Here is an 11,154-nt window from a genome sequence, read left to right on the forward strand (position 1 = left end):
CGCCGTGAAGATGACTATGACTGCCGCTTGATTGCGTCCGATTTTTTGGCTGCGGACAGTAGCGGTGCGCGCAATATCCATGGATATTTGCCGCGTCCCGAAGACGGCGGCAGACGCTCGGTAACCGGGGCTTTTCACTGGTTTCCCAACTGTCTCTGGAGAGAGTTTGCTTATGCTACGCAGTCTTCTGGTCAAGAACGCCCACATGCTCGTCACGATGGACGAAGCGCGCCGCGAAATCGCCGATGGCGGCATGTATATCGAGGGCAATCGCATCGTGCAGGTCGGGCCGACGAGCGAACTTCCGCAATCCGCCGACGACGTGCTCGACATGCGCGGTCATCTCGTGATTCCGGGCCTCGTCAACACGCACCATCACATGTATCAGAGCCTCACGCGCGCGATTCCCGCCGCGCAGAACGCCGAGCTTTTCGGCTGGCTCACGAATCTCTACAGGATCTGGGCGCATCTGACGCCCGAAATGATCCATGTCTCGACCCAGACCGCGATGGCCGAACTGCTGCTGTCCGGTTGCACGACGTCGAGCGATCACTTGTATATCTATCCGAACGGCAGCCGGCTCGACGACAGCATCGCGGCGGCGCGCGAGATCGGCATGCGGTTTCACGCGGCGCGCGGGAGCATGAGCGTCGGACAAAAGGATGGCGGCTTGCCGCCCGATTCGGTCGTCGAAAAGGAGGATGCGATTCTGAAGGATTCGCAACGCCTGATCGAGACGTATCACGACGAAGGCCGTTACGCGATGCTGCGCGTGGTGGTCGCGCCTTGTTCGCCGTTTTCGGTGAGCCGCGAATTGATGCGCGATGCGGCGCTGCTCGCTCGCGAATACGGCGTGTCGCTGCACACGCATCTGGCCGAGAACGTGAACGATGTCGCGTATAGCCGCGAGAAATTCGGCATGACGCCGGCGGAATATGCGGAGGATCTCGGCTGGGTCGGGCATGACGTGTGGCACGCGCACTGCGTGCAGCTCGACAAGGCGGGCATCGAGCTTTTTGCGCGCACAGGGACGGGTGTCGCGCATTGCCCGTGCTCGAACATGCGGCTCGCGTCCGGGATCGCGCCGATTCGCGCGATGCGCGATGCGGGCGTGCCGGTGGGTATCGGCGTGGATGGGTCGGCGTCGAACGATGGCGCGCAGATGGTCGCGGAAGTGCGGCAGGCTTTGCTCCTGCAACGCGTTGGGTTCGGGCCGGATGCGATGACTGCGCGTGAGGCGCTGGAAATTGCGACGCTCGGGGGCGCGAGGGTGCTCAATCGCGATGATATCGGGGCGCTTGCGCCGGGCATGGCGGCGGATTTCGTGTCCTTCGACCTCTCGCAGGTCGCGTTTGCCGGGGGGCTTTCTGATCCTGTCGCTGCGTTGGTGTTCTGTGCTCCGTCGCAGGTGTCGACCAGTGTTATCGACGGGAAGATCGTGGTGAAGGATGGGGTGCTTGCGACGGTGGATCTAGGCGCGGTCGTGGAGCGCCACAATCGTCTGGCGCGGGACTTGGTTCAGGCTTCTTCTTCGGGCTCTTGATCTTTCTTGGGGGCGTTGCGTGAAACCAGTGTTCGTGTTGGTCCATTCGCACAGGGGCAACGCGAATAGACCGACGCGAACACAGGTTTCACGAACGAGCAAGGAAAGCGTTAAGGCTGATCGATCAACGACCGCGTCGCCTCGGCGACGAGCCCCCGCAACCATCGCACTTCATCCGAATAATGACACCGCTCATGCCACAACTGGTAATACTGCATCGGCGGAAAATCGAGCGGCGCGGGCACGACTGCCAGCGGCAAGAACCGCGCGTAATGGTCCGCGAACAGCCGCGTCGTCGTAAACACGAGATCCGACTTGATCAACACGTAAGGCGCGAGATTGAAGTACGGCAACGTAACGACGACATGACGCTTCAACCGTTCCCGCGCGAGATGCACGTCGATCGCGCCGCGCTGCCCGACGGAATAGGGCGTCGGCGCGAGATGCGGCGCGTTCAGGTACTGATCGAGCGTAAGCCCGCCGCGCTTCGCGAAAGGATGCGTATTGCTGACGAGACACACGATCTTGTCGACGAACAGATTGGAAAGATGCAACTGCTCGGGCGGCTCCGGCCAGTTGCCGACGACGATATCGAGTTTGCCGTCCTCCAGCGCGAGTTCGTAATCGAACGCCGGACCGAGCGAATGAAATTCGAGCGTGGCGTTGGGCGCGGCCTGCCTGAAGCGCTCGACGACAGTCGGCACGAACAGCACGTTCAGATAATCCGGACAGCCGATCCGATAGCACCGCACCGAAGTGGACGGGTCGAAATTATGCTGCTGAACCTTGATGCGCTCGATTTCACGCAGCGCGTTCTGCGTCGGTTCGAGCAGGCGCAGGCCATATTCGGTCGGCACCATGCCGGACTTGCCGCGCACGAGAAGCGGGTCGCCGGTGATGTCGCGCAAGCGCCGCAAGGCAGCGCTGATGGCGGGTTGCGACTGATTGAGCTTGACGGCCGCACGCGTCACGCTGCGTTCCATCAGGAGGGTATGCAAGACGCGCAATAAGTAAGTATCGATCGCCTCGCGTTGCTGACTCATGTTATCTCCACTATATGTTCTGGCTGATCGACGCAGGGGTGCGACATATCGTTTTTAATATGTTGCAAAAAATTCGTCAAGATGTGAGTTACCCGCGATGCCTGGGTTTGCGGGGCGCAACACATAATTTTGAGTTATCGACTTAGCGTCTCGAATTCTGTAAATTCTGCCCGCGATATGAGTTCGTGCGACATCACGCTGTCTTGCGCTCTCGAGCGGTAACTTTTTTCAGCCCGGCCTGCTCGGTGGCCGGGCGCATCTCTGGATCTCAATGGGCGACGCCATCTCCACGTCGACGACGCCACCGCGCCTGGCGTTGTCCGGTATCAGCAAGCAGTATCCGTCGGTCAAGGCGAACGACGGCGTGAATCTCGTCGTCATGCCGGGCGAAATCCACGCCGTGCTCGGCGAGAACGGCGCGGGCAAATCCACGCTGATGAAAATCATCTACGGCGCGGTGCGCCCGGATGAAGGCGAGATCCGCTGGCAGGGCGAGGCGGTCGAGATCGGCAGCCCGGCCGCCGCGCGCAAACTCGGCATCGGCATGGTCTTTCAGCACTTTTCGCTGTTCGAGACGCTGACCGTCGCCGAAAACATCGCGCTCGCGCTCGACGAAAAGTTCGACATGAAGGCGCTCGGCAAGCGCATCCGCGATGTGTCTAAGGACTATGGCCTCGATGTCGATCCGCAGCGCCACGTCCACAGCCTGACCGTCGGCGAACGGCAGCGCGTCGAGATCGTGCGATGCCTCCTGCAGAATCCGCGGCTGCTCATCATGGACGAGCCGACGTCCGTCCTTACGCCGCAAGCCGTGCAGAAGCTTTTCAAGGTGCTGCGCCGCCTCGCGTCCGAGGGCTGCAGCATTCTCTATATCAGTCACAAGCTCGACGAAATCCAGTCGCTGTGCGAAAACGCCACCGTGATGCGCGGCGGTCGCGTGACCGGCAACGTCGATCCGCGCAAGGAGACGCATGCGTCGCTCGCGCAACTGATGGTGGGCCATTCGCTGCCCGACTACACGCGCCGCGAACACAATCCCGGCGACGTGCGCCTTGCGGTGAAAAATCTGTCGGTCGCGAGTCCGGACCCGTTCGGCACGTCGCTCGACAACGTCTCGTTCGGGGTGCACGCGGGCGAGATTTTCGGGATCGCGGGCGTGTCGGGGAACGGACAGGCGGAGTTGCTCGCGGCGCTATCGGGCGAAATCCGCGATAAACACGTCGCCGCCGATGCCGTGTCGATCTGCGGCAAGCCCGCCGCGCGTCTCACCGCGGGCGGCCGCCGGCGGCTCGGCTTCGCGTTCGTGCCGGAGGAGCGGCTCGGCCGCGGCGCGGTCCCGGCGATGTCGCTCGCCGATAACGGCCTGCTCACCGCGCATCGCGAAAACATGGTGCGCGGCGGCTGGATCAAGGCGGGCACGGTCAAGGCATTCGCGGAACGCTGCATCAAGTCGTTCGACGTGCGTTGCGGCGGCAGCGATGCGCTCGCGCAAAGTCTCTCCGGCGGCAACTTGCAGAAATTCATCGTCGGACGCGAGATTCTTCAGGAGCCGAAAGTGCTCGTAGTCGCGCAGCCGACTTGGGGCGTCGATGTCGGCGCGGCGGGTTTCATCCGCCAGCAACTGCTCGATCTGTCCGCGCGCGGCGTCGCGATTCTCGTGATTTCGGAAGAACTGGAAGAACTCTTCGATATCTGCGACCGGCTCGCCGTCATCGCGCGCGGCAAGCTCTCGCCGGTGCGCAAGACGAGCGAAACCAATGCGGAGGAGATCGGCCTCTTCATGGCCGGCCTCTTCGAAGGCAAGCCCGCGCCCGCCGTCGAATCCGACTCTCTTCAGAAGCACTAAAAGAACGATGATCTTCCCTTATCGACTCGAAGCGCGTCCGGCGCCCTCGCGCGTCATGCAGCTCGCGGTGCCGGTGGTCGCCGCCGTGGCGACGCTCGTCATCGGCTTTCTGATTTTCAGCCTCGTCGGACAGGATCCGCTGCGCGCGATGCATGCGTTCTTCATCGAGCCGCTCTCCAGCATCAACGGCTGGTCGGAGCTCGTGCTCAAGGCGTCGCCGCTGTGCCTGATCGGGCTCGGGCTCGCGGTCGGCTATCGCGCGAACGTGTGGAACATCGGCGCGGAAGGGCAGATGCTGCTCGGCGGCATCGTCGCGGGCGGCATCGCGGTCCATGTCGGCGATGCTTCCGGCTGGTGGACGCTGCCGCTGATGATGGTGGGCGGCATCGTCGGCGGAATGGTGTGGGCGGGCATTCCCGCGCTGCTCAAGAGCCGCTTCAACACGAACGAAATCCTGACGAGCCTGATGCTCACCTACGTCGCGACGCAGTTGCTCATCTATCTCGTGAGCGGTCCGTGGCGCGATCCGGAAGGCATGAACTTCCCGATCTCGGCGATGTTCGGCGACGACGCGCTCTTCCCGCGTCTCTACGGCGACTGGCACTGGACATGGCTGAAGGGCACGCGCATCAACGCGTCGGTGTTTCTGACGGCGATCGCGATTCCCTGCGTGTGGCTCTTCATGCGCAAGAGCTTCGCGGGCTTCCGGATGAACGTCGGCGGTCTCGCGCCGCTCGCCGCGCGCTACGCCGGGTTCTCCGACAAGAAGACGATCTGGACCTCGCTCCTGCTTTCCGGCGGCCTCGCGGGTCTCGCGGGCATGGGCGAAGTGGCCGGTCCGATCGGCCAGCTTCAGGCGGGCTGGTCGCCGGGCTACGGCTTCACGGCGATCATCGTCGTGTTCGTGGGGCGTCTGCATCCGGTCGGCATCGTGCTCGCCAGTCTGCTGATGGCGCTGCTTTATCTCGGCGGCGAAGCGGTGCAGACGTCGCTGCAATTGCCGCAAGCGCTCGCGGGCGTGTTTCAGGGCTTGCTGCTGTTCTGCCTGCTCGGTTGCGATCTGTTCGTGAATTTCCGCATCAAGCGCAGGACGCCTGCACATCACGCCGCTTAACGAGGTCGAGAAAAACATGGACATCAATCAAGCCAGCAATCTCGCTTCGAGCGCCGTGATCGCCGCCATCCCGCTGATGTACGCGGGCGCGGGCGAACTCGTCGCGGAAAAATCCGGCGTACTGAATCTCGGCGTCGAAGGCATGATGCTGATGGGCGCCGTCACCGGCTACGCCGTCACCGCGATCACGGGCAGCCCGTGGCTCGGCATCGTCGCGTCGGTGTTCGCCGGGCTCGCGATGGCGCTGCTCTTCGGCTTTCTCACCATCACGATGCTCGCGAATCAGGTCGCGACGGGCCTCTCGCTGACCATCTTCGGCATCGGCTTTTCGGCGTATGTCGGCAAGCCCTATACGTCGGCGGCGGTGCGCTCGACCATCGACGTGATGCCGATTCCCGGGCTGTCGAGCATTCCGGTGCTCGGCCCGGCGATCTTCTCGCTCACGCCGCTCGGCTATCTCGCGTTCATCATGTTCGCGGTGATCGGCTGGTTCCTCTACAAGACGCGGGCGGGGCTCGTGCTGCGCTCGGTCGGCGAATCGCCGGCGGTCGCGCATTCGGTCGGCTTTCCGGTCGTCGGCGTGCGCTACGGCGCGACGCTCTTCGGCGGCGCGATGGCCGGCATCGCGGGCGGCTATTACTCGATCGTCTATCTGCACGTCTGGCAGGAGCAACTGACGTCGGGGCGCGGCTGGATCGCGCTCGCGCTCGTCGTGTTCGCGACGTGGCGCCCGGGCCGGCTGCTCATCGGCGCGTTGCTGTTCGGCGCGGTGATGGCGCTGCAGTTCTACGCGCAGGCGATCGGCGTCCCGGTGCCGACGCAATTTCTCGCGATGCTGCCGTATATCGCGACGATCGTCGTGCTCGTGCTCATCTCGCGTAACCCGAACACGATCAGGCTCAACGCGCCCGCATCGCTCGGCAAGCCGTTCTTCGCGGCGAGTTGATGCCGCTGTTGTTCGCGCGCAGCATCGCGGTTCCGTTCTCATTTTTGACCGACCACACTGATGCGGGCCAAAGCAATTCGTTTGACACACAACATCGACCAGGAGAATCACAATGAATAAACCATGGCTGAAGGCGATCACCGCTACGGTCGCACTGTCCGCCACCGTCGCGGCCTTGAGCGCGCAGGCGGCGGATGCGCCGGGCGTCGCGTTCGTCTATCTCGGCAATCCGGGCGATGCAGGCTGGACCTTCGCGCACGACGCCGGCAGCAAGGAGGCCGAAGCGAAGTACGGCAGCAAGATCAAGATCACGCGCGTCGAGAACGTGCCGGAATCGGCGGACTCGGAACGCGTGTTCCGCGATCTCGCGAACAAGGGCAACAAGGTCATCTTCGCGACGAGCTTCGGCTATCAGGATTTCGCGCTGAAGGTCGCGAAGGATTTTCCGGACACCATTTTCCTGACGGCCACCGGCTTCAAGAAGGCGAAGAACTTCGGCACGTATGACGTGCGCATGTATCAGGGCGCGTATCTCGCGGGCGTCGCCGCGGGCTACGTGACGAAGACGAACACGCTCGGCTTCGTCGCGTCGGTGCCGATCCCGGAAGTGGTGCGCAACATCAACGCGTACACAATGGGCGCGCGCTCCGTGAACCCGAAGGTCCACACGAAGGTCATCTGGATCAATAGCTGGTTCGATCCGGGCAAGGAAAAGCAGGCAGCCGAAACGCTGATCGGCCAGGGTGCCGACGTCCTGCTGCAGAACACCGATTCGAACGCGACGCTCAACACCGCCGCCGAGAAGAAAGTCTTCGCGTTCGGCTGGGATTCGAACATGAAGAAGTTCGGCCCGAGCGCGCATCTGGGCTCGGTCGTCGCGCATTGGGGCGTGTATTACAACGACGTGATCCAGAAGGTGATCGACGGCAAGTGGAAGAACGATCCGGTATGGCTCGGCATTCCGCAGAAGGCCGTGGATCTCGAAGACCTGAATACCGGCGCGATTCCCGCGAAGGCAGTGCAGGCGATCTCCGCGAAGCGTGACGAGTTGCACGCAGGCAAGTGGGATGTGTTCAGCGGTCCGATCAAGGATCAGTCGGGCGCGGAGAAGGTGCCGGCCGGCAAGACGCTGACCGACCCGGAACTGCAGCGCATCAACTGGTACGTCGAAGGCGTGGACGGCTCGCTGCCGAAGTAAGCGCGCATCGTTCGCTCGCCGCAATGTAAAACCGCGCTTCGTTGCAAAACGAAGCGCGGTTTTTTCATGCGATGAGCCACGCGCATCAATCGATACGCAGTCCCACCTTGATCGTCACCTGCCAGTGCAGGATCTTGCCGTCCTCGATGTGCCCGCGCGTTTCCACCACTTCGAACCAGTGCATGTTGCGCAGCGTTTTCGACGCCTTCTCGAGCGCGACGCGCACGGCGTCATCGCTCGATTGCGGCGACGAGCCGGTCAGTTCGATCTGCTTGTAGACGTGTTCCGACATGGTGTTCTCCTTGTAGTGTGGTGGATCGGTCAGAGCGATGCGACGCGTGGCGTCGCAAGATGCTTCGAATACCGATGCAGCAAGGCACGCGCCATCACGCTTTCGCGCGTGGCTTCCATTAAAGGACAGGAACGCGTGCGGGAGTAGTCGGGGTTTGCGCGAAGCGCGCTCGGCGCACGAGCCTCGTCAGCGAGGCCCGCGTGCATCGGCAGAAACCAGGGAGGTCCGCGCAGGATCAGCGCAGCGGTCGCGAAGCGGCGTCGCCTGCGTCCTGACGGCGCGTGCCGCGACGCCTGCGCGCCGAAACCGTCGCGCCGAATTCGCTCAGGATCTGGGCGCGGGCGCGGCTCGCGAATACAAGGAAACCGAAACCGTTCCCCTCGTACCAGTAACCGCCGTTCTCGAGTCCGTCGAGCGGCTGTTCGAGCGCGTTGGTGATGGATTCGACACAACGCCTGTGCAGCTCGTCGATCGCCGGGTAGGGCGGCTGGGCGCCTCGCACGCTGCACAGAAGGACATCGAGTCCCGGCAACACATGTGCGTACAGCACCGGTTCATCCTGGGCGCGAGCCCTGGCGATCTTGGTGTCTAGCTGACCAAATGGCTTGAAATGCCGAAGCACGGCGAGAAAAGACTCGTCGCCATCAGCCTTCACGCGCTTACGCTTTTTCGGGAAGGACATAAAAACTCGCCTGAAAAAGAATTGCAAGAAACGCAGCGTCCTCATGCGGCCACTCCCGTCTTGCGCGCCGCACGTCGATCTTTTATAGCGCATCGATGTGATTAGGTCACGGTGAATCGGGCCATTCGTTTTTAGCAACGGCAAGAGCCGCTGCTCCTTCCTGGCGCACGATTCGTGCCGACGACCGTTTGGCGGCCCGCTTGGCTTCCCTCAGAGCATCTATCTCAATAATAGTCCTGCTGCACCCCACGCGAACAGCTTTCATGAAGAAAAAAGCGGGTGGGCGCACCAAGGGGATAGGGTGGCCAATCAGGCAGACCCGCCCGCGCCGTGCGGGTTCCGCTGCGATGCGAGCGGGTTTGCCCGGCTAGACGCGCGGTGCGTTCTTGAGTTCGTCGCGAATCTCGCGCAGCAGCAGCACGTCTTCGGGCGTCGCGGGCGGCGGCGCGGCTTCGGCCGGCTTGCGCAGATTGTTGATGAACTTGACCATCAGAAAGATGATGAACGCGAGAATGATGAAGTTGATCAGCGTGGTGATGAACGAGCCATAGCCGAATACGGCGACGCCCGCGGTCTGCAAGTCCTTGTACGAATCGGGATTGCCTTTGAACGTTGGCGGTATCGGCCCGAGCCGGACGAACAGGTTCGAAAAGTCCAGGCCGCCGGTGGCGAGGCCGACCACCGGCATGATCAGATCTTTGACGACGGAATTGACGATCGTCGAGAATGCGCCGCCGATGATGACGCCGACCGCGAGGTCCATGACGTTGCCCTTCAGGGCGAAGTTCTTGAATTCTTCGATCATGCTCATGCGCGGCTTCCTCCAGTGTGCGTTAGACGGTTGTGCGGGCCAAGGCGGCAGCAAGGGCTATGCCGTTGGAACCCGCGCGAAACGCCGGGCGCGGCGCGTTTCGTTGCGGGCACCGACAATGATAGTCAATTCGATTGCGGCTCGCGCGGGGCGCCGGAATTCGCTCAGGCCGACGGCACGCGCCCCACGCTGATCGCCGCGCAAAAAGCCGCGTGATCCGCGACCGTCTGCGCGCCATAGCGCTCGGCCCACATCGCGTAGGCGGCGTCGAGCCGGTCGGAGTTGCCGCAATACCCGGCGATGAGCGCGGCATCGCCGGTGCGCGCGTGGGCGCGGGCGAGCAGGAGGCCGAGGCACCACGCGTAAAAGTCGAAGGTCGCGCCGTGCAGCCAGTCGACGGGAATCGAGCCGCGGATCTGCTTCATCTGGCGCACGTAGAAGTCGCGGCCGGAAATGGTCGTCCAGCCGAGCAGCGCATCCGATGAACTCTGCATCAGACGCTGACCGTGCACGACCCGCCGTCCCTGATGGCGATACGGCTCCGGGAGCGGCGGCACGAACGGCGCGGCGGCCGGCACGATGCCTTCCTTCACCTGAATGAAGAGCGGATCGCCGAGCGCGCGGCCGAGCATCAGCACGAGATACGCGCGCGTGCCGACGCTGCCCACGCCGACGACGCGATGCGCGACATCCACGACGTCGTAGCGTTCGAGCATCATGCGCCATTCGCCGGCCAGCGTTTCCAGATAAGCCTTCAGGCCATCGATCACATGATTTTTCTCGGCGGCGTCGAGCGCGGTCAGGATCGGCGGATCGGCCTTGAAGCGATAGCTTTTGCCGACGGGCTCCGCGACTTTCGCGAGCATCGTCGCGTGCGAGCGCTTCATCGCGCGTTCAACGGTTTTCTCTATGGTCGCCTTCTCGTCGGAATCGAGCTTCGTGGGCGCGTCCATGTGCAGCGCGCTCGCGTAGGAGCGCATCTGCCAGAGATCGTAGGGGCTTACTTGCCAGAGTCCGGCCATCGTCGTGCGATACGCGGCGCACGCCGAACGCACCGCGCTTTCGCGCCCGGCGGCATCGACGCCATTTTCGCGCGCCGCGACGTTGATGCTCGCGGTCAGACGCTTCAAGTCCCATTCCCACGGGCCGACGAGCGTTTCGTCGAAATCGTTCAGATCGAACACGACGTCCTGGCGCGGCGTGCGAAAAAGGCCGAAATTATTGACGTGCGCGTCGCCGTCGATGATGACGTTGTGGCCGATCGAAGGCGACTTCGCCAGATCCCACGCCATCACCGTCGCGGAGCCGCGCAGGAACGCGAACGGCGACTCGGCCATGCGTTGCATCCGCAGCGGAATGAGCCGCTCCTGCCGGCCCGCGTTGCCCGCGAGCACGCGTTCCACGGGATCGGGCCGGTCCGGCTCGGGCGACCAGGCGCCGTGCGCGTCGAACGGAACCGCGTCGCGCAGTGAACGGCCCATGGCGCGGCTTTGCTCGGCCGCGCCGTTGATGGGTGTATTCGTCGAAGCGGAACCGGGGCGGGTGGACAAGGCGCGTTCTCCTTCGGCGATAAAAGGGCGTGTCGAGCGTTCGTCGAACGCAGAGCATTCGGCGCTCCCGGCGGGAAGGTTTTACACGCGCAGCGCATGACGCGGGTGCGTCTCGATGGCGCGAACCGC

The 11,154-nt window shown here is 63.3% G+C and carries 10 protein-coding genes; 5 read left to right on the forward strand and 5 right to left on the reverse strand.

Annotation, left to right across the window (positions count from 1 at the left end; all coding sequences use genetic code 11):
• The first annotated feature begins 172 nt into the window (after window positions 1-172).
• A complete protein-coding gene (locus tag NCR93_RS06220; RefSeq protein WP_175980002.1) occupies window positions 173-1,543 on the forward strand; it encodes an 8-oxoguanine deaminase in 1,371 nt (456 codons plus the stop codon).
• A gap of 110 nt (window positions 1,544-1,653) precedes the next feature.
• On the opposite strand, the gene NCR93_RS06225 is transcribed toward NCR93_RS06220, so the two are convergent.
• Complete coding sequence (locus tag NCR93_RS06225; RefSeq protein WP_008349998.1) at window positions 1,654-2,586, reverse strand: LysR substrate-binding domain-containing protein; 933 nt, start codon at window positions 2,584-2,586, stop codon at window positions 1,654-1,656.
• Window positions 2,587-2,857: 271 nt separating this feature from the next.
• Between NCR93_RS06225 and NCR93_RS06230 the strand changes: the two genes are divergently transcribed.
• From NCR93_RS06230 to NCR93_RS06245, 4 genes are all read left to right on the forward strand, one after another.
• Complete coding sequence (locus NCR93_RS06230) at window positions 2,858-4,432, forward strand: ABC transporter ATP-binding protein (protein ID WP_008349995.1); 1,575 nt, start codon at window positions 2,858-2,860, stop codon at window positions 4,430-4,432.
• 7 nt (window positions 4,433-4,439) lie between these two features.
• Window positions 4,440-5,546: an ABC transporter permease gene (locus NCR93_RS06235; RefSeq protein ID WP_008349994.1), complete on the forward strand. Its 1,107-nt coding sequence runs from the start codon at window positions 4,440-4,442 to the stop codon at window positions 5,544-5,546.
• A 16-nt stretch (window positions 5,547-5,562) separates the two neighbouring features.
• Window positions 5,563-6,492: an ABC transporter permease gene (locus NCR93_RS06240; RefSeq protein ID WP_008349992.1), complete on the forward strand. Its 930-nt coding sequence runs from the start codon at window positions 5,563-5,565 to the stop codon at window positions 6,490-6,492.
• Between the two features lie 112 nt (window positions 6,493-6,604).
• The gene (locus NCR93_RS06245) at window positions 6,605-7,690 is read left to right on the forward strand and encodes a BMP family ABC transporter substrate-binding protein (protein ID WP_008349990.1); all 1,086 of its coding nucleotides are present in this window, start codon (window positions 6,605-6,607) and stop codon (window positions 7,688-7,690) included.
• 85 nt (window positions 7,691-7,775) lie between these two features.
• On the opposite strand, the gene NCR93_RS06250 is transcribed toward NCR93_RS06245, so the two are convergent.
• From NCR93_RS06250 to NCR93_RS06265, 4 genes are all read right to left on the reverse strand, one after another.
• Window positions 7,776-7,982 carry a dodecin gene (locus tag NCR93_RS06250; RefSeq protein WP_008349988.1) on the reverse strand — a complete coding sequence of 69 codons (207 nt, stop codon included), beginning with the start codon at window positions 7,980-7,982 and terminating at the stop codon, window positions 7,776-7,778.
• Between the two features lie 235 nt (window positions 7,983-8,217).
• On the reverse strand, window positions 8,218-8,709 hold the full coding sequence (locus NCR93_RS06255; protein ID WP_008349986.1) for a hypothetical protein: 492 nt from the start codon (window positions 8,707-8,709) through the stop codon (window positions 8,218-8,220).
• 322 nt (window positions 8,710-9,031) lie between these two features.
• Window positions 9,032-9,475, reverse strand: coding sequence for a large conductance mechanosensitive channel protein MscL (gene mscL / locus NCR93_RS06260; protein ID WP_008349984.1), 444 nt, complete (start codon window positions 9,473-9,475; stop codon window positions 9,032-9,034).
• A 164-nt stretch (window positions 9,476-9,639) separates the two neighbouring features.
• The gene (locus NCR93_RS06265) at window positions 9,640-11,025 is read right to left on the reverse strand and encodes a DUF2252 domain-containing protein (RefSeq protein WP_175980003.1); all 1,386 of its coding nucleotides are present in this window, start codon (window positions 11,023-11,025) and stop codon (window positions 9,640-9,642) included.
• Window positions 11,026-11,154: the final 129 nt, after the last annotated feature.

The organism is Caballeronia sp. ATUFL_F1_KS39 (assembly GCF_023630985.1).
In the GTDB taxonomy this organism is placed as follows: domain Bacteria; phylum Pseudomonadota; class Gammaproteobacteria; order Burkholderiales; family Burkholderiaceae; genus Caballeronia; species Caballeronia zhejiangensis.

Excerpts from the sequence above, each read along its gene's own strand:
- NCR93_RS06225 (WP_008349998.1), bottom strand. The coding sequence starts at position 2,586 with ATGAGTCAGCAACGCGAGGCGATCGATACTTACTTATTGCGCGTCTTG.
- NCR93_RS06220 (WP_175980002.1), top strand. The coding sequence starts at position 173 with ATGCTACGCAGTCTTCTGGTCAAGAACGCCCACATGCTCGTCACGATG.
- NCR93_RS06255 (WP_008349986.1), bottom strand. The coding sequence starts at position 8,709 with ATGAGGACGCTGCGTTTCTTGCAATTCTTTTTCAGGCGAGTTTTTATG.
- NCR93_RS06245 (WP_008349990.1), top strand. The coding sequence starts at position 6,605 with ATGAATAAACCATGGCTGAAGGCGATCACCGCTACGGTCGCACTGTCC.
- NCR93_RS06240 (WP_008349992.1), top strand. The coding sequence starts at position 5,563 with ATGGACATCAATCAAGCCAGCAATCTCGCTTCGAGCGCCGTGATCGCC.
- NCR93_RS06250 (WP_008349988.1), bottom strand. The coding sequence starts at position 7,982 with ATGTCGGAACACGTCTACAAGCAGATCGAACTGACCGGCTCGTCGCCG.
- mscL (WP_008349984.1), bottom strand. The coding sequence starts at position 9,475 with ATGAGCATGATCGAAGAATTCAAGAACTTCGCCCTGAAGGGCAACGTC.
- NCR93_RS06230 (WP_008349995.1), top strand. The coding sequence starts at position 2,858 with ATGGGCGACGCCATCTCCACGTCGACGACGCCACCGCGCCTGGCGTTG.
- NCR93_RS06235 (WP_008349994.1), top strand. The coding sequence starts at position 4,440 with ATGATCTTCCCTTATCGACTCGAAGCGCGTCCGGCGCCCTCGCGCGTC.